The organism is Rhizobium halophilum, from assembly GCF_021648825.1.
GTDB classification, from domain to species: domain Bacteria; phylum Pseudomonadota; class Alphaproteobacteria; order Rhizobiales; family Rhizobiaceae; genus Neorhizobium; species Neorhizobium halophilum.
In genome coordinates, this window is record NZ_JAKJHS010000003.1 from 143,147 (window position 1) to 164,904 (window position 21,758).

Genomic DNA, 21,758 nt, shown 5'->3' on the forward strand with positions numbered 1-21,758 from the left:
GTTTGGGAGAAATGGAGCGGGTGAAGCGATTCGAACGCTCGACCCCAACCTTGGCAAGGTTGTGCTCTACCCCTGAGCTACACCCGCTCATAACCGCGATCCGGGGGTAGTCGGTGGATCGTGGGCCGTCCGCGTCGCGGCGACGGGCGGTATATGGCCTAACTGATTTTTGAATGCAACAGAGAAATGAAGGGCGGAAAAGAAAAATTGCACGGCCTCGCTCTTCCGCGGACTGCGCCCAAATCGGCGCCTCCGGCTGCTATCCCAGCAAGCTTCTGGCGCCGCGTCTGTGGCTTGCGAAGGGCTCCGCTGCGCGCTAAGCCTCGGCCCGACACGCTGCGGCCGCACCTTCTCGACGAAGAGAACCCATGAACGACCTTTCCTCCACGCCAAGAACAGCCAACGACTTCCATGCTTTTCTGGATGGGCTCGGGATCGCCTACAAGACGCACCACCACGAACCGGTCTTCACCGTGGCTGAATCGGTCAACCTACGCGACGAGATCCCCGGCGGACACACGAAGAACCTCTTCGTCAAGGACAAGAAGGATCGTTATTTCGTGCTGACGGTCGAGGAGAACGCTGTTGTCGACCTGAAGACCGTCCACAAGATCATCGGCGCGGCGAGCCGGGTATCCTTCGGCCGGCCGGAGAAGATGCTGGAATATCTTGGCGTGGCTCCGGGATCCGTGACTGTCTTCGGCGCGATCAACGACACCGGCGGCAATGTCACCTTCGTGCTCGACGAAGACCTGATGCGCCATGAGATCATCAACGGACACCCGCTGTCGAACGATGCGACGACGTCCATCAGACGAGATGATCTCTTGCGTTTCCTCGAGGCAACGGGACACACCCCGCTTGTCTTGAAAGTGACCGACTGACATACGATGTTCCACGCCAGTGGATAGGTCAGCACCAGAACCGGGAGAGAGAAATCATGAGCGGCTCAGACAATCCCTATGGCGGCGGCGCCTATGGCGGCCAAATGACCGGTTCGGCGCAATTCGGCGGCGGTGCATCTGCCCCGCCTCCTGCGGGCGGATTCATCAAGGATACGAGCACCGCAGCCTTCGCAGCCGATGTCATCGATGAAAGCCGCCGCCAGCCGGTGCTGGTGGATTTCTGGGCGCCCTGGTGCGGTCCGTGCAAACAGCTGACGCCGGTTCTCGAAAAGGTGGTCAACGAGGCGCAGGGCCGCGTCAAGCTGGTCAAGCTCAACATCGACGACCATCCGGCGATCCCCGGACAAATGGGCGTCCAGTCAATCCCTGCGGTCGTGGCCTTTGCCGATGGCAGGCCGGTCGATGGCTTCATGGGCGCGGTTCCGGAAACGCAGCTTCGCCAGTTCATCGACAAGGTGGCCGGGCCAGCAGGGGCAGATCAGGCTGCGGCGATCGAGGCCGCGATTGGCGACGCGGACAACCTGCTGGCAAGCGGCGACATCCAGGGCGCAGCACAGCTTTACGGCGCCGTGCTGCAGGCCGATCCGGAGAATGCAAAGGCCGCGGCCGGCATGATGCGCTGCCTGATCGAGCTTGGCGACATGGCTCGCGCCTCGCAGATGCTGCAATCGCTGCCGCCGGAACTTGCCGGCGATCCGGCCGTGCAGGCCGTGGCGAAGAAGCTCGAGCAGTTCGAGGAAGCCCGCAAGCTTGGTGATCCGGCCGCTCTGGAGCACGAGCTGTCGCTCCATCCAGACAATCACGAGGCGCGGATGAAACTCGCCAAGATCCGCAATGCGGAAGGCAAGCACGAGGAAGCAGCAGAGCACCTCTTGATCATTATGCGCAAGGATCGTGAATTCGAGGAGGATGGTGCGCGCCGTCTGCTCCTCGAATTCTTCGAGGCATGGGGTCCCAAAGATCCGGCTACCACCGCGGCGCGTCGACGGATGTCTTCCATCTTGTTTGCCTAGAATCGGCAAATCGATCCCGTAAATCGGCCTTGCGATCCCCGTCGGGTGCCCCACATTAGACTGCCATGGGCGGCGCATTTTGGTGCGTGCGGTCCTGGAGGTTGGGGCCTATGATTGTGGGAAATGCAAGATATGTGAAGCGTGAGGACCTGCCGGAAACGGTGCGTGTCTTCCCTCTGACAGGGGCGCTTCTGCTGCCGGGCGGACAATTGCCGCTCAACATCTTTGAACCCCGTTATCTTGCCATGTTCGATGCGGCGCTGTCGGGAGATCGTCTGATCGGCATCATCCAGCCGACGCTGACGGAGTATGCGAGTTCGGGAGACATCACACGGCCGGCACTCAGCAGTATCGGCTGCATCGGCAGGATAACTTCCTTCGCTGAGACCGGCGACGGGCGCTATATTACGTCACTCAGCGGAGTGTGCCGTTTTCGGCTCCTCGAGGAGCTCGGCACCGGGCACCCGTATCGCACTTTCAAGGCTGCGCCGCTTCTTGCTGATCTGTCCGCCGAAGACGACGAGGGCAAAGTTGATCGGGCTGAGCTTCTGCGCGTCTTTCGCGCTTACCTTGAAGCCAATAAGCTGGAGGCGGACTGGGAAAGCGTGGAGCGGGCCGGAAACCGGACCCTGGTCAACTCGCTTTCGATGATGTCTCCCTTCGGCCCAGCTGAAAAACAGGCGTTGCTCGAGGCGCCGGACCTCAAGACGCGGGCCGAGACACTGATCGCCATCACCGAGATTCTTTTGGCGCGGGGTGCAGGGGAAACCGACACGAGGCTGCAGTAGATCCATGGACGAAAGACTGAGCAAGGTCGATCCAAAGCTTCTCGAGCTCCTGGTCTGCCCGGTATGCAAGGGACGGCTAACCTTCAACCGCGAAACGAACGAACTGGTTTCGGAAAAGGCCAGGCTTGCCTATCCCGTCCGCGACGGTGTGCCGATCATGCTCGTTTCCGAGGCGAGACGTCTGGAAGGCTAGCTGCTCAGATCGCCTCGCCAGCCAGCAATTTCGGCTGTTCGCTGCCGGCGGTTCCGGCGGCCTGCCCGATGAAGTAGGATTTCAGGGCGGGAACCCGCTCCACGAGGCCCAGACCGAAGTCGCGGACGAAGCGAACGGGTGTAATGTCATTGGAAAACAAGCGGTTCAGGACGTCGGTGGTAACGCCCATCCGGAAGGTATCGAAGCGGCGCCAGGACTGGTAGCGCTCAAGAACATCCAGCCCTCCGATATCTAGCCCCAGACGATCCGCATCGACGATCGTCTCTGCGAGAGCCGCGACATCCTTGAACCCCAGATTCAGTCCTTGGCCGGAGATCGGATGAATGCCGTGGGCCGCGTCCCCAGCCAGCGCGAGCCTTGGAGCGACAAATGCGCGCGACAGCGTGAGCCCGAGTGGAAAGGCCTTGCGCCCCCCTTCAACGCTAATCTCGCCGAGCTTATGTCCGAAGCGGCGCTGAAGCTCAGCCTCGAATACGAGAGCATCGGATTGAACGAGGCGATCCGCATCGGCCGTCCGCTCCGTCCAGACGAGCGAGGAGCGGTTGCCGGTCAGCGGCAGGATGGCGAAAGGGCCGGCAGGCAGGAAATGCTCTTCGGCAACGCCCCCATGCGGCCGTTCATGCACAACGGTGGCAACGATACCCGACTGACCGTAACTCCAGGTTACGGTCTTGATCCCGGCCATGTCGCGCAATTTCGAGCGGACGCCGTCACACGCCACGAGGAGGCGCGTGTCGATCGTGCTTCCATCGGCCAGCGTGATCGTGGTCTTCGCCCCTGCTGTGTTGAAGCCGGCGGCGGAGAGCCCGTGGCGGATGGTGATGCCGAGGCGCTTGCAGGCGCCGCGCAACGCGCGGACCATGGCGACATTGGGGATCATATGGGCGAAGGGCCGCCCCTCCTCCACTGTGCCGTCGAAGGTCAGGAAAATCGGACGAACGGGGTCGGACGTGCGCGAATCAGTCACGATCATCCGATTGATCGGCTGGGCTTCAGGCAGGATCTCGTCCCAGACCTTCAGCACCTGAAGCATCTTGCTCGCCGCGGCGATAATGGCCGAGGCGCGCTCGTCCTTCTCCCAGACATGCTCCGGTGCGGCCTCGATCACTTCGACATTGAGGTGCGGAGCAGATTGCTTGACCGCCACGGCTACCGAAAGCCCGACGTAACCGCCGCCGACCACCAAGATATTAAGCATTTCCCTGCACTCCCGTCTCACTTGAGAAGATGTCACCGTCCATATAGATCATCCGGCATCTGCTTCCTATTGCCGGAGTCCGCCTTAATGTCGCGCCCGCCTGAATCTCAAGCCGCCATGGACCAGCTCTTGTCCACGCTCAACCTCGAGAAGCTCGAGGAAAACCTCTTCCGAGGGCTGAGCCCGCAGGTTGGCTGGCAGCGCGTGTTCGGCGGCCAGGTCATCGCACAGGCTCTCATGGCGGCACAGCGGACGGTAGAGAAAGATCGCTATGTTCATTCGCTGCACGCCTACTTCATGCGTCCAGGCGACCCGTCGGTTCCGATCGTCTATCAGGTGGAGCGCATTCGCGACGGATCAAGCTTTGCGACGCGCTGGATCGTTGCCATCCAGCATGGTCGGCCGATCTTCTCGATGTCCGCCTCGTTCCAGTTGGAGGAGCAGGGCCTCGATCACCAGGTGGCCATGCCGCCGGTGACACAGCCTGACAAGCTGATGGGGGAGAAGGAATTCAAGGAACTCTTCCTTGCGCAGGCCCCGGCGGTCGTACGCAAGTACTGGAACCAGGACCGGCCCATCGAGGTGCGGCCGGTGTCGCTGGTGCATTATCTGACCAAGGACAAGCTGGAGCCGCGCCAGGACATTTGGGTTCGGGCCGTCGGCGAAGTGCCGGCAGACCGCCACTACCAGGCCTGCGTCCTGGCCTATCTGTCCGACATGACCCTGCTCGACACCTCCCTCTATCCGCACGGGACTTCGATCTTCGATCCGAAGCTGCAGGTAGCAAGTCTGGATCACGCCATGTGGTTTCACCGCCCCTGCACGCTCGACGACTGGTTGCTCTACACCCAAGACAGCCCCAGTTCATCCGGCGCTCGCGGTATGACGCGAGGCAGTCTCTATACCCGCTCCGGCACCCTGATCGCGTCCGTCGCGCAAGAGGGTTTGATCCGCAAACGGGCAGATGAATAAATATTCGGCAGAAGCAACAAATTGCCTGCAGATTGAGCAGGCGCTGCATTTTTCACTGCCCTCACTTTAGGCGACCTAATTTTTTACTCGATATTTCAACCAGATACTCCTCCATCTCAAATCTGGCACGGCCTTTGTATGTAGAGCCCCAGTCGCTCACCTGATTAGGAAGCGATGAGGGACGTCGGCTCCGGCCGAGCAAACAAAGGATGGGAAGCCAGATGAAAATCGTGATGGCCATTATCAAGCCGTTCAAGCTGGATGAGGTGCGTGAAGCCCTTACGGCAGTCGGTATCCAGGGCCTCACCGTAACCGAAGTCAAAGGCTACGGGCGGCAGAAGGGACATACCGAGATCTACCGCGGCACCGAGTATGCGGTGAGTTTTCTGCCAAAGCTGAAGATCGAGATCGCGGTCGCCGCAGATCTCGTGGAGAAGGCCGTCGATGCGATCGCCTCCGCCGCCAAGACCGGCCAGATCGGTGATGGCAAGATCTTCGTCTATTCGATCGAGCAGGCCGTGCGCATCCGGACCGGCGAGACCAGCACAGAAGCGCTTTGATAAACGGCTGATTGGGGAGCTACCAATGCAATTTTCCAGAATTTCAACCTCGCTGGGACATTTCAGCGCTGCCACTGCAGCCCTGTTCTCGCCCGTCGTTGCCTTCGCCCAGGATGCAGCCGCACCCGCCGCCGAGGCTGCCGCTGCGGCACCCGTGCCGGACAAGGGCGACACCGCCTTCATGTTCCTGTGCACCCTGCTCGTTCTCTTCATGCTGATGCCGGGCCTCGGCCTGTTCTACGGCGGCCTCGTACGTGCCAAGAACATGCTGTCTGTGCTGATGCAGTGCACGGTGGTCGGCGCGGCCATGATGCTCGTCTGGGTCATCTACGGCTATTCGTTCGCCTTCGGCGGTTCGGAGAATGCCTATTTCGGCGGCACAGCAAAACTCTTCCTGTCCGGCATCACGATGGATTCCACCGCCGCGACCTTCTCGGATGCGGTCATCCCGGAATACATCTTCATGCTGTTCCAGATGACGTTTGCGGCGCTGACGCCGGCGCTCATCGTCGGCGCCTTCGCCGAACGCATCAAGTTCTCCGCGGCGATCCTGTTCTGCATCCTCTGGGCCACCTTCGTCTATTTCCCGGTCGCTCACATGGTGTGGGACGCCAATGGGCTTCTGTTTGGCATGGGCGCGCTTGACTTCGCCGGCGGCACCGTCGTGCACATCAACGCCGGCGTGGCTGGCTTGATCGGCGCGATGATGGTCGGCAAGCGGACGGGCTTCGGCAAGGACATGATGGCTCCGCATTCGATGACGCTGACGCTCGTCGGTGCGGCCATGCTCTGGGTCGGCTGGTTCGGCTTCAACGCCGGCTCCAACCTGGAAGCCTCCGGCGGTGCAATGCTGGCGACGGTCAACACCTTCATCGCAACCGCAGCTGCCATCGTCTCCTGGTGCATCGTGGAAAGCTTCGCCCGCGGCAAGGCTTCCATGCTGGGTGCCGCTTCCGGCATGATCGCCGGTCTCGTCGCCATCACGCCGGCGGCCGGTATCGCCGGGCCGATGGGTGCGATCGTCATGGGTCTGCTCGTTTCGCCGATCTGCTACTTCTTCATCGCCGTGATCAAGAACAAGTTCGGCTACGACGACACGGCAGACGTATTCGGCGTCCATGGCGTTGGCGGCTTCTTCGGTGCGCTTGCCACCGGTATCTTCGCCTCCTCGTCGCTAGGCGGCATCGGCTATGCCGAAGGCGTCACCATGGGCGGCCAATTCATGACGCAGCTCACCGCCGTCGTCATCACCATCGTCTGGTGCGGCATCGTCTCGGCGATCCTCTACAAGGTCGTTGATGTGATCGTCGGCCTGCGCGTCACCGTCGAAGCCGAACGCGAAGGTCTCGACCTCGCGACCCACGGCGAAGCGGCTTACCATTCGTAAGCAATCGATAGCTTTCGGCGGCAACCTGCCGCCGAAGGACCTCCCGTCGTGATTGCCCTATGGGCACCGTATGTTGCCCGGGCCCTGGTTCGGGCTTTTTTGTGTCTCATCACCACAGGCGCCGACCATCGTGGTTAAAGCCACGTTAACTAAGCCCGCGCTACCTTCCGGCCACCATGGCGGATATCGTCTTCAAAAAGCCGCCACATCGGAATGTAGTTGGAACGGGCAGAAGAGATGGGCAGAAGCACTTCGGCAACGATGGGCCACGGATCGGCGAAGGCGATGCTGACCGCCTTTGTGCTGCGGCAGGCGATGGCTCTGGCGGGCTTCGCCATCTTCATTGGCCTGGCGCTCGCCGTCGTGGCTCTCGCCACCTGGAACGTTGCGGATCCGAGTTTCTCCTACGCCACTGACAACGAGCCCACCAACTTGCTCGGCTATGGCGGCGCGGCATTCGCCGACCTGATGATGCAGTTCCTCGGACTGGCAAGCCTTGTTGCCCTACTACCCGCACTGGCACTGGCGCTGGCGTTGATCTCCGGCCGAGACTTCAATCGCGTTCCCGCTCGCCTTGCCGCCTGGGGCGGCGGCACACTTCTCGCTTCTGCGTCGCTTGGGTGTTTTCCCGCTCCCGTCACCTGGCCTATCCCCAACGGCATCGGCGGCGTGATCGGCGACATGATCCTGCGCTTCCCCGCCCTTTTCGTAGGCGCTTACCCCACCGGCACCTTGGCAACCGTTCTCGGTTTCGTCGCCGCCGTTCCGGCCGTTTGGCTGCTCCTGTTCGCGTCCGGCCTTGTCGGCGAGGCCTTCGACGACCATGACGAAGACATGCTGCCAATAAAGGCATCCGCCCACGCGCGGCACCCTGAAGACGAGGAAGACGACGACGAAGACAGCGGCTTTGCTGGCTTCCTGGCACTCGGCGCCTTGGCGCATCTTTGGTACATTGCCCAAGCCCGCACACGTCGGCTCTTCGGCATCAAGCGGGCATCCCGCAATTCCTTCGACCAACCCTACGATTTCAACGAGGACGAGTTTGGCACGCTCAACGAGCCGGTCCGGCCAAAAGCCGCAGCTCCCGGGTACCGGGTGGAGCCATCCCTTGACGGTCCTGCCGAAGGCCTCGCTCGGCGCTCGATCGCCGCACCCCCGATGGCCATTGACGACGATGATGACGAAGAGGACACCTTCGCTCGCCCCGCAGGCATCCTTCCGGATGACGACGATGTTCCCTTCGCCGTTTCGCGCGCCCCGGCAGCGGCTGGAGCACCGGCACGGCCACGGGTGGTCGCGCCGCCTCCACCACCGAAACCCAGTGCCAGGGTGGCTCGTGAAGCGCAGGCCTCCTTCATCGACGCAGATGGCTTCCAATTGCCGTCCGTCCACCTGCTGGCCGAGCCGAAAGCCGTTGCACGCGACGCGACCCTGTCGGCCGATGCGCTGGAACAGAATGCCCGCATGCTGGAAGGCGTTCTGGAAGATTTTGGGGTCAAGGGCGAGATCATCCATGTCCGGCCGGGTCCCGTGGTTACCCTCTACGAACTGGAGCCGGCCCCTGGCATCAAGTCGTCGCGCGTCATCGGCCTCGCAGACGATATCGCCCGCTCGATGAGCGCCATCGCGGCCCGCGTCGCTGTCGTTCCGGGCCGCAACGCCATCGGCATTGAGCTGCCGAACCGCACCCGCGAAACAGTCTATCTGCGCGAGATGATCGGCTCGAAGGATTTCGAGGCCAGCAAGGCGAAGCTCGCCATGGCGCTTGGCAAGACCATCGGCGGCGAGCCCGTCGTTGCCGACCTTGCCAAGATGCCCCACCTGCTGGTGGCAGGTACAACGGGTTCGGGTAAATCCGTCGCGATCAACACCATGATCCTTTCGCTTCTCTATCGCTACACGCCGGAGAAGTGCCGCCTAATCATGATCGACCCGAAGATGCTGGAACTCTCCGTCTATGACGGCATCCCGCACTTGCTTTCGCCCGTCGTCACCGATCCGAAGAAGGCCGTTGTCGCGCTCAAGTGGACCGTTCGCGAAATGGAAGAGCGCTACAAGAAGATGTCGAAGATCGGCGTGCGCAACATCGACGGCTTCAACAGCCGGGTCGAACAGGCGCTGGCCAAGGGCGAGGTGCTGACCCGCACGGTGCAGACCGGTTTCGACCGTCAGACGGGCGAGGCGATGTACGAGACGGAGGAATTCGATCTCCAGCCGATCCCCTATATCGTCGTCATCATCGACGAGATGGCCGACCTGATGATGGTTGCCGGCAAGGACATCGAAGGCGCTGTCCAGCGCCTGGCGCAGATGGCCCGTGCGGCGGGAATCCACGTCATCATGGCAACCCAGCGCCCGTCGGTCGACGTCATTACCGGCACGATCAAGGCGAACTTCCCGACCCGCATTTCCTTCCAGGTCACTTCCAAGATCGACAGCCGAACGATCCTTGGCGAGCAGGGCGCCGAACAGCTGCTCGGCATGGGCGACATGCTCTACATGGCCGGCGGCGGTCGCATCCAGCGCGTGCATGGGCCGTTCGTCTCGGACAATGAAGTCGAAGAAATCGTCGCCTACCTGAAGAGCCAGGGCGCCCCACAATATCTTGAGGCTATCACGGCAGACGATGACGAGGAGAACGACGGTGGCGGACCCGCCGGTACCGCAAACCTCTCGGAGTCGGAAGATCCTTATGACCATGCGGTCGCGATTGTTCTGCGTGACGGTAAGGCATCGACCTCCTATATCCAGAGGCGGCTCGGCATTGGCTACAACCGCGCCGCCTCGCTGATCGAGCGAATGGAAAAGGAAGGGCTGATCGGTCCCGCCAACCACGCAGGAAAGCGCGAGATCCTGGTGCCCACGGAAGCCGACATCCTGGAACGCTGACCCCGCATTCCGCGTTGGCCATCAAGCCGCCGCCTTTGGCGCCCAGAAAGCGGTGGAAGGAGACTAGAGAAGATGACGAAGAAGACTGCCAACTCCCCTTGGACCGGATCACTCGGCCGCCGAGGCTTTTCTCTCGGCCTTGTTGGGTTCGCGGCTGCCGCAGCACTCCCGCTTCCGGCGACGGCGCAAGGTTCGGCCGGATCGGCTGCCGCGCAGAAGATCGCCGACCACTTCTCCTCGGTACGGACGATGATGGGGGAGTTCGTGCAGTTCGGTCCGCGCGGCGAGCAGACGGGCGGCAAGTTCTTTATCGAGCGCCCTGGCAAGCTGCGCTTCAATTTTGAGGACCCTTCGCCGATTCGCGTCATCGCCGACGGCTCCAACGTCGTTATCGGCAATATGAAGCTGAAGACCTGGGACGTTTATCCGCTATCGAAGACTCCGCTCAGCCTGCTCCTCGCCCAGCGGATCGATCTTTCCGACCAGATGGTCAGGAGTGTGCGCGAAGAGCCGGATCTGACCACAATCGTACTTGGGAACCGCACCGTCTTCGGCGACTCGACGATCACGATGATGTTCGATTCGAGCACCCATGAGCTCCGCCAGTGGACGATCACTGACGCGCAGAACAAGGACACGACAGTGATGATCTACAACGTCAAGAACGGCGTCAGCTTCGACGACAAGATCTTCCGCATTCCTTATGACGAGGTCCGCAAGATCTAGTTGCCCGCTGTCTGGAACTCCGGCTCCCTTTTTGCTTCACCCTTCGGGCTAAATCTCCTAAACCTCGGGCATCCCGCCTGAGGTTCATGCATGACATTCTCGATCACCACTTGGAACATCAATTCGGTGCGGCTTCGCATGCCCATCGTGCAGCAGTTCGTCGTCCGCCACCAACCGGACATCCTGTGCCTGCAAGAGATCAAGTGCCAGCAGCACGAATTCCCGCTGCAGCCGCTGAAGGATCTCGGATACCAGCACATCATCATTCACGGTCAGAAGGGCTACCATGGCGTTGCCATCGTATCGCGCGTGCCGCTGACGGAGGACCATCGGCAGAACTATTGCGGCGTCGGAGACGCACGTCATATTTCCGCGGTCTTCGAGCGCGGCTCCCGCCGCATCCGCCTGCACAATTTCTACGTTCCAGCCGGTGGAGATGAGCCGGACCGAGCCGTCAATCCGAAGTTCGGCCACAAGCTCGATTTCGTGGAGGAGATGAAGTGCCTGAAGGCGGACCTCATGCCAGGGGTCTCTTCCATCTTGGTCGGCGACCTTAACATCGCCCCGCTGGAGCATGACGTTTGGTCGCACAAGAAGATGCTCAAGGTCGTCAGCCATACCCCCGTCGAAACGCAAGGAATGCTGGAGATCATGGAGAAGGGAAACTGGCTCGACCTCATGCGCCAGCACGTGCCCCAGGACCAAAAGCTCTATACGTGGTGGAGCTACCGCGCCAAGGACTGGGAAGCAGCAGATCGGGGGCGACGGCTCGACCACATCTGGTCTTCACACGACCTGGGACCGTTTCTTGACCGCGTCGACGTGCTGAAGGAAGCCCGAGGCTGGAACCAGCCTTCCGATCACGTGCCGGTCACGGCCGTCTTCAAGTTTTAACCGTCAGCGTTCGCTTAGTTGAATCGGCTTTGCATCGCCGTAGCGGCGCTCGCCATGGCGATGATGTTGTCGCGGATACGGGCCTCCACGATCCGCCCCACCTGAGGATACTCCTCAAGCAGCCGTTGAAAAAGGCTCCTGCTTATGCGCAGCGCTTCCGAATCTTCGGCCGCCACGGCCGTGAATTTCCGCTCCACCATTGTGACCAGTGCCAGTTCGGAAAGAAGTGTCCCCGGCGATGCCACCACTTCCAGCCGCGCGGAACCGTCCCTATTCAGTGCCAGAAGCTCGAATTTCCCCCGCGTGACCACGAAGGCGGATTCGGCCGGCGATCCTTCGCGAAACAGTTCCTGACCTGCCGCCAGCGAACGGCGCTCGGCGCCGAATGCCAGCAGCCGCAGCTGGTCGCTGTCCAACTCCCGAAACAGCGGCATTTCTGATAAAATGCGAATGTCGTCGTTGAGCGACATCGGCGCTACGGCACGATCTTGTAGCCGCCATTCTCGGTCACGAGGATAGCGGCGTTGGAGGGATCGCGCTCGATTTTCTGGCGCAGCCTGTAGACGTGGGTCTCCAGCGTGTGGGTTGTGACGCCGGAGTTATAGCCCCACACCTCTTCGAGAAGCACGTCGCGGGTCACGACCTTCTGGTCAGCCCGGTAGAGGTAGCGGATAATGGCTGCCTCCTTCTCGGTTAAACGGATCTTCTTGCCATCTTCGGTCGTCAGCAGCTTCTGGCTCGGCTTGAAAATGTAAGGTCCAACTGTGAACGTCGCATCCTCGCTCTGCTCGTACTGGCGCAACTGGGCCCGGATACGAGCCAGAAGCACGGCGAAGCGGAAAGGCTTGGTCACATAATCATTGGCGCCGGCTTCGAGCCCAAGAATGGTGTCAGAATCGGTGTCATGCCCGGTCAACATGATGATCGGGGCCTTGAAGCCGTTCTTGCGCATCAGCTTTACCGCTTCCCGGCCATCCATGTCCGGCAAGCCGACATCCATGATCAGGAGGTCAACCTGGCTGCTCTTCGCGGTCTGCATCGCTTGCGTGGCGTTCGCCTCCTGCAACAGCGAAAACTCCTCGTAGAGCGACAACTGCTCCATCAGCGTTTCGCGCAGATCCTCGTCATCATCCACCAGTAGAATCGTGCGAGCAGCCATGCTTTCTCCTGCCTTTTGTTGGTCTCGCCCGATCTCTGTTACGTCAGGAGAGGGCAATTGGTTCAGGCACTTGATCTAAGTCTCTTCGTGCTATGAATTCAAACCAAATCATCTTCAAAGCAAAAACTCGTGAGGAAAAATGGCTGTTTTGTGCAGGCACTGGGCCAATCGAGCCGGTGCGGTAACCGTTCGACCCTCGCCCGGCGATCCCCGAAGAGGGCTTCTGTCCTTTGGTGGCATCACCGTTCCTGCCGCGCTTGGCCGTTCCGGCCGGACGGTCTTCAAACGCGAAGGCGATGGCGCAACGCCGATTGCCACCATGCGCCTACTCTGCGGGTTCTACCGCGGCGACCGGGCGCTCGGCCTGCACACAGCCCTGCCGATGCGGCGGATCCGCAAGGACATGCTCTGGTGCGATCAGCCGGAGCACGCGAGCTACAATCGGCTGGTACGCACACCCTTTCGGCCCAGCCATGAGGAGATGATGCGCCAGGACGGCGTCTACGACATCTGCCTCGTGCTCGACTGGAACATCACCTCGCGCCGGCGTCACCGCGGCTCGGCCATCTTCTTTCATCTCATCAAGCCAGGTTATCAGCCGACAGCCGGTTGCGTTGCCATCAGCCTCAAGCACATGCGGCGATTGCTTCCCCACTTGCGTCGCGGAACGATCGTCCGGGTGCTGTAACGGCCTGCGGTGTCTCATAACCGTAATGGAGGAACCCTAGTGTTGCGCGGATAAAGATCCCACCCCGCCAGCAGGAGGCTGCCATGACCGAAGAACTCTGTCCCAAGATGTTCCCCACCACCCAGCTCGAAGAGGCCGATGGCGAAGGTCACAATGCCAGCGCCAATCCGACCATGGGCGAGATCATCAGCCGGCGCTTTTCCCGCCGCAACTTCCTGCAGGGTTCGCTCGCCGTTTCCGCCATCGCAGCGACCGTCAGCCCCGTCGCCCTGATGACGGCCGAGAAGGCGAGGGCAGCCACCGGCTCGGCCTTCTCCTTCCCGGAAGTGGAAGCCGGGGTCGATGCCCACCACCATGTGGCGGAAGGCTATGATGCCGATGTCCTGCTGCGCTGGGGCGATGCTCTGTTTCCCGACTCCCCCGACTTCGACCCCGCCAACCAGACGGCGGAGGCCCAGGCCAAACAGTTCGGCTACAATAACGACTATGTCGGCTTCATTCCGATCGATGGCGCCGCCGATCACGGCTTCCTCGTCGTCAACCACGAATATACAAACCCGCACCTGATGTTCCCAGGCCTGGTGAAAGTGGTCGACGGCAAGGTGGAGCAGGGCCCGCTTAGCAAGGAGCAGGTGGATGTCGAGATGGCAGCCCACGGCGGCACCATCGTCGAGATCCGTCGCGTCGATGGCAAGTGGCAGGTGGTTCGCGATGGCGCCAACAACCGCCGCATTACGGTCAACACCGAAATGCAGCTGACCGGCCCCGCGGCCGGCCACGACCGTCTGAAGACCTCCGCCGACGAAACCGGCACCAAGGTTATCGGCACGGTCAACAACTGCGCCGGCGGCGTCACGCCCTGGGGCACCTACATCATGGCCGAGGAGAACTTCCACGGCTACTTCATGGGCGACCTGCCGGCGGACCATCCGGAGGCGGCGAACTACGAGCGCTACGGCGTGCCGGAAGGCAGCTATGAATGGGGCCGTTTCTACGACCGCTTCGACCTGTCGAAAGAGCCAAATGAGCCGAACCGCTTCGGCTGGGTCGTCGAAGTCGATGTGATGGACCCGAGTTCGACGCCGAAGAAGCGCACTGCGCTTGGCCGTACCAAGCACGAAGGCGCGGAATCGATTGTCGCCGACAATGGCAAGGTGGTCTTCTACCTCGGTGACGACGAGCGTTTCGACTATGTCTACAAGTTCGTGACCGACGGCACCTACAATCCGGATGACCGTGCCGCCAATATGGACCTGCTCGACGCCGGCACGCTCTATGTCGCAAAGTTCGAGGAAGACGGCACCATGGAATGGCTGCCGCTCGTCCATGGACAGGGGCCGCTGACGGAAGAAAACGGCTTCGCCAGCCAGGCCGATGTTCTGATCGAGACCCGCCGCGCAGGCGATGTTCTCGGCGCCACGAAGATGGACCGCCCGGAAGATATCCAGCCGAACAGTGTCAACGGCAAGGTCTACGTGATGCTGACCAACAACACGAAGCGCAAGCCGGATCAGGTCAATGCGGCAAACCCGCGGGCGGAGAACGCCTTCGGCCACATCATCGAGATTTCAGAAGCCGATGGTGACTTCTCCGCAACCAAGGGCAAGTGGGAAGTGATGCTGAAGTGCGGCGATCCTTCGGTGGCGGAAGTCGGCGCAACCTTCTCGACGGAAACGACGAAGAACGGCTGGTTCGGCATGCCGGACAACTGTGCCGTCGATTCCGCCGGCCGCCTATGGGTTGCCACTGACGGCAACAGCAACAAGGCAACCGGTCGCACCGATGGTCTCTGGGCCGTCGACACGGAAGGCGATGCACGGGCAACGTCGAAGCTCTTCTTCCGCGTTCCAGTCGGCGCGGAAATGTGCGGCCCGCTCTTTGCGCCGGATGACGAGACGGCCTTCGTCGCCGTCCAGCATCCGGGCGATGGCGGCGAGGACTGGGACGGCCATGGCCGCCCGTCCTATTACGAGGATCTGTCCACCCGCTGGCCGGATTTCAAGGACGACATGCCGGTCCGCCCGTCGGTGCTCGCCATCACCAAGATTGGCGGCGGCAAGATCGCCGTCTGACACCGTTTGATCTGTACGATGGAAGCTCTGCCCGCCAGGCGGGGCTTCTTCTATTTGAGAGAGCGTGGCGCCACGAACTGCGCAAGATAGCCGGAGCCGGGCTCGATGTCCTTCCAGTCGAAGGCCGGGAAATCGATCACCGCCAAAGCGCCCGTCGGATATTTTTCCGCCATGGCGGCGCGCGCACTGGCCTTGCCGTCACCGACCAGGAGCAGCGCCACTTCCTGTAGACCGGGATTGTGCCCGACGATGACAACGGTATCGGCGCTCGCTTCAGCCCGGCGCAACACCTGGAGCATGTTTGCCGCGGTTGCATCATAAAGCTCAGGTGTGACCCGCGTCTCGATCTCCCCCGGCAGCCGTTTCCGCACCAGCTCCCAGGTCTCCTGCGTCCGCGTCGCATCAGAGACGAGCGCCAGGTGCGGCACGAGATGCTCGCGCGCCATGTGGTTGCCCATGGCCGGGGCTGCCTTGAGCCCGCGCTCCGCCAGCGGCCTCTCGTGGTCCTCCACGCCTTCCGGCCAATCGGACTTCACATGGCGCAGGAGAAGCAGCCGGCGTTGCCGGGGAAAAGGCTCTTTCGTGGGATGTTCGGCCATCGCTGTCCTCCCGTTGTCGCTGCTCTCCTCATTATGGGGCGCACGGGAGGTCAGGACCAGTCGCTCTTCCCGGCACGTTTGTCAGGAGAAAGCAAAATGCCGCCGAGAACACCCCGACGGCACTTTAAACTGATCAATCGAGCAGAAGGCTTACTGCCATTCACGGATGTCGACGAAATGTCCGGCCACCGCCGCCGCTGCCGCCATGGCGGGCGAGACGAGGTGCGTCCGGCCCTTGTAGCCCTGGCGCCCTTCGAAGTTTCGGTTCGAGGTCGAGGCGCAACGCTCGCCGGGCTTCAGCCGGTCGTCGTTCATCGCCAGGCACATGGAGCAGCCCGGCTCGCGCCATTCGAAGCCTGCCTCCTTGAAGATCTTGTCGAGACCTTCCGCCTCTGCCTGTTCCTTCACGAGACCCGAGCCCGGCACGATCATCGCCGACACGGTGGGCGCGACGGTGCGGCCCTCGACCACCTTGGCGGCAGCCCGCAGATCCTCGATGCGGCCGTTGGTGCAGGAGCCGATGAAGACGCGGTCGACGGCGATGTCGGTGATCTTGGTGCCCGGCTTCAGGCCCATGTAGTCGAGCGCGCGCCACTTGGAGGTCCGCTTCGTTTCGTCCTTGATGTCGTCCGGATTCGGCACCACGCCCTGCACCGAGATCACGTCTTCGGGAGAAGAGCCCCAGGAAACGATCGGCGGCAGGTTGGCGGCATCGAGTACGACCACCTTGTCGAAATGCGCACCTTCATCCGTGTGCAGCGTCTTCCAGTAGTCCAGCGCCATGTCCCAGGCAGCACCCTTCGGCGCGCGCGGCTTGTCCTTGATATAGGCGAAGGTGGTCTCGTCGGGCGCAATCAGGCCGGCGCGGGCGCCGCCTTCGATCGTCATGTTGCAGATCGTCATGCGACCTTCCATCGAGAGCGAACGGATCGCCTCGCCGGCAAACTCGATGACATGGCCGGTGCCGCCGGCGGTGCCGATTTCGCCGATGATCGCAAGGATGATGTCCTTGGCGGTGACGCCGTCCGGAAGCTTTCCGTCGACGCGCACCAGCATGTTTTTCGCCTTCTTCTGCACCAGCGTCTGGGTCGCCAGGACATGCTCGACCTCGGACGTGCCGATGCCGTGCGCCAGCGCTCCGAAAGCGCCGTGGGTCGAGGTGTGGCTATCGCCGCAGACGATGGTCATGCCCGGCAGGGTAAAGCCCTGCTCCGGCCCGACGATATGGACGATGCCTTGGCGCTTGTCCTTTTCGGAATAGTATTCGACGCCGAAGTCGTGGGCGTTCTGTGCCAGCGCCTCGACCTGGATGCGGCTTTCCTCGTTCTTGATGCCGATATGACGGTCGGGCGTCGTCGGCACGTTGTGGTCGACCACGGCCAGCGTCTTCTGTGGTGCGCGAACCTTGCGGCCGGCCAGGCGCAGGCCCTCGAAGGCCTGCGGGCTCGTCACCTCATGCACGAGGTGACGGTCGATGTAGAGAAGACAGGTGCCGGTCTCGTCGGTGGAGACGACGTGGTCGTCCCAGATCTTGTCGTACAGGGTGCGGGGTGCGCTCATGGCTGCCATCCATTGGAACTGTCGAGAAAGGAAGATTGCCGGCTTGTATCGCGGCCGGTGCGATTGGATCGGCTTAGCTAAGTCGGCTGTTCAGAGCGCCGGAGACGCGCGCGAAGAAGCGTGCCGGCAGACGCTTGTGGTCCTGCAGCACGATGAACTGGTTCGCGAGGCATCCGAATTTCGATCCCATGGCGCGCTATTTATCAGTTTCGCGACGCCCGTTCAATATCGATAGGTTCGGATGCGGCCCTCAGCCGCGAACGCGGGCGGCGAGCAGATGGTCCAGCGACAGTCGCCCGGGGCCCCGAGCGATGATGATCAGCAGGCAGGCGGCCCATGTCCCGTGCGTTGGCCAGGCGCCGGGGTAGACGAAGATCTGGATCACCAGCGTCATGGCGAGCAGCCCGAGTGCGGCAAGCCGGCTGCCGAGGCCAAACACCAGCAGGAGGGGAAACAGATGCTCCGCCAGCGCCGCCAGATGGGCGGCAATCACGGGGCTGATCAGCGGCAGTGCGTATTCGTGCTCGAACAGGTAGATGGCGTTTTCCGAAACCTGCCAGCCGTCCAGCTTCGTTTGTCCTGACTGCCAGAAAACGGCGGCAATGGAGAGGCGTGCGACGACGGCGATCAGGTCGTGGGGGATGCGCTCCAGCAACATGACACCCTCCTGCAGGCGGCGCGATAGGCTGTGATCTGCGGAAACAATGGCGGGCGTGCTCATGGCTGGTCTCCCGGTTGGGTTTGGATGGTTGAGAAGGCGCCGCCGCTCAAGGCACAGGCGAGAGTGGCGGTGAGGTCAAAATCAGGATGCGCCGCTGCACCGGCCTCGGCTGCGTCTGCCAAGGGCCCGCCAGCCGCCAATGCGTCGAGGAAGACAGCGCCGGCTGGCGGCAAGCGCAGGACCTCCACCGTCAGATGCGGGCGGATCACCAGCGCATCCTCCGGCGTCCAGTCGCTGATCGGTGCCACAGGCGCCTCGCCGGCATTCATCGCCCAGATGGTGACGACGGGAAAGGCGGAGCGGAGAACCGTCGCGGAGGGGTGGAGAGTAAAACGCACCGCCGCCAGATCATCCGGTGCCACTGCCGCAAGCCGTGCGGGATCAAGCGGCGCGACATCGGCTGCATGATAGGCACGGCCACGGCCGATTTCCAGCCGCATCACATCGGCCAGATAGGGAACGGACTGGGCGGGCGGAAAGGCCGCGGCGAAATCGGGAAAATCGTCGCCGTAGAGAAAGAGCAGCGGCGAGCGCGGCGGGTGTTCGCAGATGAAGATGTCCGCCATCGCCGCGAAGAAGTCCTCCCCGACGATCATTTCTGCAGCCGGAAAGCGGCTGGCAAGTGCGCGGCGCAGACTGACCATGACGTTGTTGCGGTAGACATCGTAGCGCACCTTCGGCTGTCGACAGTTCCACGATGTCAGGCCCTCCGGCAGCGCACTCTCCGGCTTCATCAGGCCCGCCGCAAATCTCTGCTGCATCGTCGACATCGCCGCCTCCTATGCTGCAAGTGCCGAGCGCTGGAGAATAGCTTGCGCCGCCTGGGCTTCCGCCCGCAGCACCGGCCAGTCCGGCACGTCGTTGTCCCATTCGATCAGCGTCGCCACCGGCCCGATGCGCCGAACCACGTCGGCATAAAGCGCCCAGACAGGATCGCGCACCGGCGTATCGTGCGAGTCGATCAGCAGCGTTGCGCCAAGGTCATCTTCCGTCTCCGAATGGCCGCCGAGGTGGATCTCGCGCACGTGTAGGACGGGAAAGCGTGCGAGGTAGCTGGCCGGGTCGGTGTTGTGGTTCGTGGAGGCGACGAAGACGTTGTTGACGTCGAGCAGAAGGCCGCAGCCGCTGCGCTTCACCACCTCGTCGAGGAAGTCAGTCTCTTCGTAGGTGCTTTCCTCAAAGAGCAGATAGGTTGCCGGATTCTCCAGCAGCATCTGTCTTCCCAGCGCCGTCTGCACCTCATCGATATGCCGGCACACCTGCGCAAGCGTCTCTTCCGTGTAGGGGAGGGGCAGCAGGTCGTTCAGGAAGGTCGTGTCATGGGTGGACCAGGCGAGATGCTCCGAAAAGCTCTCCGGCTGGTAGCGATCACAGACCTGCTTCAGCCGCTGCAGGTGATCCTGGTTAAGCGGCTGTATGGAACCGATCGAAAGGCCAACGCCATGGACGGACAGGACATAGTCTTCCCTGAGCCGGCTAAGCTGAGCATGAGGCGGCCCGCCGGCACCCATGTAGTTTTCGGCGTGAACCTCAAAGAACCCAACTGGCTGCCGCTCTTGATCGATGCTGGCGAAATGTTCGGGCTTGAAACCGACGCCCGCCTGGGCGGGGAGCTGTGAAGGGCGCATGTCTCTCTCCTGAGAAAATCGGCGCCGCAACCCTTGCGACGCCGAGCTGCACATCGACCTCAGGCCGGTGCCGGTCCGGCTTCCAGCATGCCGTGGCCGTTCGGCGTCATCATCGCTTCGCAGGTGCCGGCGGGCACGAGCTTCCAGGCGTTCTGCTGGTAATCGACGGTGGAGGTTCCGGCGCAGGTGGTGCCGGGGCCGGCGGCGCAATCGTTCTGGCCCTTCAGCGCGACGCCGTAGCATTTTTCCTTGCCATCCTGCTGGGCAAGGGCCGGCGATGCGATGGCGGCAAGAGCCGAGGTGACGGACGCCGCGACGGCAAGCGAAATGATGCTGGTCTTCATGTTCGATCTCCCTGGTAAGCAAACCCCGTTGGCTTGCATGGAGACCTACGCCGGGCGACGGAGCGGCGTTACAGCGCGGAGCACGATTTTTTTCTGAGCCGGCCGGACTTGTCGGTGAAGGGCAGCGGCGAGCACATGGCATTGTTGTGGTAGAAACTCTCCGGGGGCGCTTGCGTAAAAAAGATGAAGGCAGGCGTAACGATCGACCCATCCTCTGCGTAGGGCTCTACAGAATGAGTGATCTGGCGCGCGAAGAGCAATGGTCCGCATGGATGCGGGCGGCGATCGGCGGTGATGCGCAGGCGTATCACCGCTTTCTGACGTCGGTCACGCCCCATCTGCGGGTCATGGCCCGCCGGCGTTGTGCCCAGTTCGGTGCGCCTGCGAGTGAAGCGGAGGACGTCGTGCAGGAAGTCTTGCTGTCGATCCACCTGAAGCGCGGCACCTGGGATCCGTCCCGCCCGATTGCACCATGGATATCCATCATGATCCGCAACAAACTGATCGACAGCCTGCGCCGGCGCGGGCGCCATGTGGATGTGCCGCTTGAGGATGTCATGGCGGTGCTTGAGATCGATGATCAGAGCCAGACGCAGGAGCGCCTCGATGTCGACCGGATCCTCAAGACGCTGAAGGAGCCGCAGCGGACCATCGTGCAGGCAATCTCCGTGGAGGGCAGCAGCGTGCGCGAAACGGCAGGACGCGTGAACATGACCGAGGGAGCGGTGCGCGTCGCGCTGCATCGCGCTCTCAAGGCGCTAAGCCTCACCTATCGGAGCCAATGACGTGAAGACAGACGAACTCATCAACATGCTGTCCGAGGATTCCACCGTCCGCTTCCGGCTCGGCCATGCACTGACGCTGGCCTTCGTCGCCGCCATCCTGCTGGCGGGTACGCTGTTCTTTGCCCTGATGGGCTTTCGGCCGGACATCGAGACGGCCCTCACCAGCCTGCGCTTTGTGTTCAAGCTGCTGGTGACGATCGTTTTCTTCCTGGTGGCAGCAAACCTGATGGTTCGCATCGGCCGTCCGGGCGTCCGGGTTCTTCCGTGGGAGCTGGCGCTGCTGCTGGTGCCTGTCCTGATGACCGTCTCCGTGCTGGCGGAACTTGCGGTGCTCCCGGCAGGAGACTGGGCGGCGCAGATGATCGGGCACAACGCACACGAATGCCTATCGCTGATCCCGCTTCTGTCGACGGGACCGCTGGCGGCCTTCATCCTCGCACTTCGCCAAAGTGCCCCGGAAAACCCCGGCCGCGCCGGCGCAGTGGCAGGACTTGCGGCGGGCGGCATCGCCGCAGCCTTTTACGCCTCCAACTGCACGGACGACAGCCCGCTCTTTGTGGCCCTCTGGTACACGGTGGCAATCGGTATTGTTACCGGTGCCGGCTATCTTGCCGGCCGTCGCTGGCTCGCCTGGTAGGTCAACCAGCCGCTTGAGA

At 62.2% G+C, this 21,758-nt stretch carries 23 protein-coding genes and 1 tRNA gene; 14 read left to right on the top strand and 10 right to left on the bottom strand.

The annotated features are described in order from the left end of the window. Positions 1–12: 12 nt before the first annotated feature. Positions 13–87: transfer RNA gene (locus tag LXM96_RS08345), tRNA-Gly, on the bottom strand. A gap of 281 nt (positions 88–368) precedes the next feature. On the opposite strand from LXM96_RS08345, the gene LXM96_RS08350 reads away from it, so the two are divergent. From LXM96_RS08350 to LXM96_RS08365, 4 genes are all read left to right on the top strand, one after another. Further along, positions 369–884, top strand: coding sequence for a prolyl-tRNA synthetase associated domain-containing protein (locus LXM96_RS08350; protein ID WP_239997937.1), 516 nt, complete (start codon positions 369–371; stop codon positions 882–884). A 56-nt stretch (positions 885–940) separates the two neighbouring features. After that, positions 941–1,918 carry a thioredoxin gene (gene trxA / locus LXM96_RS08355; RefSeq protein ID WP_239997938.1) on the top strand — a complete coding sequence of 326 codons (978 nt, stop codon included), beginning with the start codon at positions 941–943 and terminating at the stop codon, positions 1,916–1,918. 110 nt (positions 1,919–2,028) lie between these two features. After that, positions 2,029–2,706: an LON peptidase substrate-binding domain-containing protein gene (locus LXM96_RS08360; protein WP_239997939.1), complete on the top strand. Its 678-nt coding sequence runs from the start codon at positions 2,029–2,031 to the stop codon at positions 2,704–2,706. Positions 2,707–2,710: 4 nt separating this feature from the next. After that, positions 2,711–2,899 (top strand): Trm112 family protein, encoded by a 189-nt coding sequence (locus tag LXM96_RS08365; RefSeq protein ID WP_239997941.1) that lies wholly within the window; start codon positions 2,711–2,713, stop codon positions 2,897–2,899. A gap of 4 nt (positions 2,900–2,903) precedes the next feature. On the opposite strand, the gene LXM96_RS08370 is transcribed toward LXM96_RS08365, so the two are convergent. After that, positions 2,904–4,139 carry a ubiquinone biosynthesis hydroxylase gene (locus LXM96_RS08370; protein WP_394801923.1) on the bottom strand — a complete coding sequence of 412 codons (1,236 nt, stop codon included), beginning with the start codon at positions 4,137–4,139 and terminating at the stop codon, positions 2,904–2,906. A gap of 66 nt (positions 4,140–4,205) precedes the next feature. Between LXM96_RS08370 and tesB the strand changes: the two genes are divergently transcribed. From tesB to LXM96_RS08400, 6 genes are all read left to right on the top strand, one after another. Then, positions 4,206–5,090: an acyl-CoA thioesterase II gene (gene tesB, locus LXM96_RS08375; protein WP_239997947.1), complete on the top strand. Its 885-nt coding sequence runs from the start codon at positions 4,206–4,208 to the stop codon at positions 5,088–5,090. A 209-nt stretch (positions 5,091–5,299) separates the two neighbouring features. Beyond that, on the top strand, positions 5,300–5,650 hold the full coding sequence (locus LXM96_RS08380; protein ID WP_281433332.1) for a P-II family nitrogen regulator: 351 nt from the start codon (positions 5,300–5,302) through the stop codon (positions 5,648–5,650). Between the two features lie 25 nt (positions 5,651–5,675). Beyond that, complete coding sequence (locus LXM96_RS08385; protein WP_239997950.1) at positions 5,676–7,037, top strand: ammonium transporter; 1,362 nt, start codon at positions 5,676–5,678, stop codon at positions 7,035–7,037. A gap of 237 nt (positions 7,038–7,274) precedes the next feature. Next, entirely contained in the window at positions 7,275–9,926 is a 2,652-nt protein-coding gene (locus LXM96_RS08390) for an FtsK/SpoIIIE family DNA translocase (protein WP_239997952.1), read from the top strand. Between the two features lie 72 nt (positions 9,927–9,998). Then, the gene (locus LXM96_RS08395; RefSeq protein ID WP_239997954.1) at positions 9,999–10,652 is read left to right on the top strand and encodes an outer membrane lipoprotein carrier protein LolA; all 654 of its coding nucleotides are present in this window, start codon (positions 9,999–10,001) and stop codon (positions 10,650–10,652) included. Between the two features lie 90 nt (positions 10,653–10,742). Continuing rightward, a complete protein-coding gene (locus tag LXM96_RS08400) occupies positions 10,743–11,546 on the top strand; it encodes an exodeoxyribonuclease III (RefSeq protein ID WP_239997956.1) in 804 nt (267 codons plus the stop codon). A 14-nt stretch (positions 11,547–11,560) separates the two neighbouring features. Here the strand turns inward: LXM96_RS08400 and LXM96_RS08405 are convergent, their stop codons facing one another. Together LXM96_RS08405 and LXM96_RS08410 are read right to left on the bottom strand one after the other, a co-directional pair. After that, entirely contained in the window at positions 11,561–12,016 is a 456-nt protein-coding gene (locus LXM96_RS08405) for a cyclic nucleotide-binding domain-containing protein (protein ID WP_239997957.1), read from the bottom strand. Between the two features lie 5 nt (positions 12,017–12,021). Beyond that, complete coding sequence (locus LXM96_RS08410; protein WP_239997958.1) at positions 12,022–12,705, bottom strand: response regulator transcription factor; 684 nt, start codon at positions 12,703–12,705, stop codon at positions 12,022–12,024. Positions 12,706–12,844: 139 nt separating this feature from the next. Between LXM96_RS08410 and LXM96_RS08415 the strand changes: the two genes are divergently transcribed. Both LXM96_RS08415 and LXM96_RS08420 read left to right on the top strand, forming a co-directional pair. Further along, the gene (locus LXM96_RS08415; protein ID WP_239997959.1) at positions 12,845–13,393 is read left to right on the top strand and encodes a L,D-transpeptidase family protein; all 549 of its coding nucleotides are present in this window, start codon (positions 12,845–12,847) and stop codon (positions 13,391–13,393) included. A gap of 83 nt (positions 13,394–13,476) precedes the next feature. Then, on the top strand, positions 13,477–15,465 hold the full coding sequence (locus LXM96_RS08420; protein WP_239997961.1) for a PhoX family protein: 1,989 nt from the start codon (positions 13,477–13,479) through the stop codon (positions 15,463–15,465). 50 nt (positions 15,466–15,515) lie between these two features. Here the strand turns inward: LXM96_RS08420 and LXM96_RS08425 are convergent, their stop codons facing one another. The 6 genes from LXM96_RS08425 to LXM96_RS08450 form a co-directional block, all read right to left on the bottom strand. Beyond that, a complete protein-coding gene (locus tag LXM96_RS08425; protein ID WP_239997963.1) occupies positions 15,516–16,064 on the bottom strand; it encodes a SixA phosphatase family protein in 549 nt (182 codons plus the stop codon). A gap of 150 nt (positions 16,065–16,214) precedes the next feature. Further along, positions 16,215–17,624 carry a 3-isopropylmalate dehydratase large subunit gene (leuC, locus tag LXM96_RS08430; RefSeq protein WP_239997968.1) on the bottom strand — a complete coding sequence of 470 codons (1,410 nt, stop codon included), beginning with the start codon at positions 17,622–17,624 and terminating at the stop codon, positions 16,215–16,217. 250 nt (positions 17,625–17,874) lie between these two features. Continuing rightward, on the bottom strand, positions 17,875–18,282 hold the full coding sequence (locus LXM96_RS08435; protein WP_394801924.1) for a DoxX family protein: 408 nt from the start codon (positions 18,280–18,282) through the stop codon (positions 17,875–17,877). Positions 18,283–18,341: 59 nt separating this feature from the next. Beyond that, positions 18,342–19,115, bottom strand: a complete 774-nt coding sequence (locus LXM96_RS08440) for an HvfC/BufC N-terminal domain-containing protein (protein WP_239997970.1) — start codon at positions 19,113–19,115, stop codon at positions 18,342–18,344. 9 nt (positions 19,116–19,124) lie between these two features. Further along, positions 19,125–19,973 carry an MNIO family bufferin maturase gene (bufB, locus tag LXM96_RS08445; protein WP_239997971.1) on the bottom strand — a complete coding sequence of 283 codons (849 nt, stop codon included), beginning with the start codon at positions 19,971–19,973 and terminating at the stop codon, positions 19,125–19,127. A 59-nt stretch (positions 19,974–20,032) separates the two neighbouring features. Further along, positions 20,033–20,317 (bottom strand): BufA1 family periplasmic bufferin-type metallophore, encoded by a 285-nt coding sequence (locus LXM96_RS08450; RefSeq protein ID WP_239997973.1) that lies wholly within the window; start codon positions 20,315–20,317, stop codon positions 20,033–20,035. Between the two features lie 233 nt (positions 20,318–20,550). Here LXM96_RS08450 and LXM96_RS08455 point away from each other — a divergent pair, with 233 nt between their 5' ends. Both LXM96_RS08455 and LXM96_RS08460 read left to right on the top strand, forming a co-directional pair. Continuing rightward, complete coding sequence (locus LXM96_RS08455; protein WP_239997975.1) at positions 20,551–21,102, top strand: sigma-70 family RNA polymerase sigma factor; 552 nt, start codon at positions 20,551–20,553, stop codon at positions 21,100–21,102. A 1-nt stretch (position 21,103) separates the two neighbouring features. Further along, a complete protein-coding gene (locus LXM96_RS08460; protein WP_239997977.1) occupies positions 21,104–21,739 on the top strand; it encodes an NrsF family protein in 636 nt (211 codons plus the stop codon). Positions 21,740–21,758 lie beyond the last annotated feature (19 nt).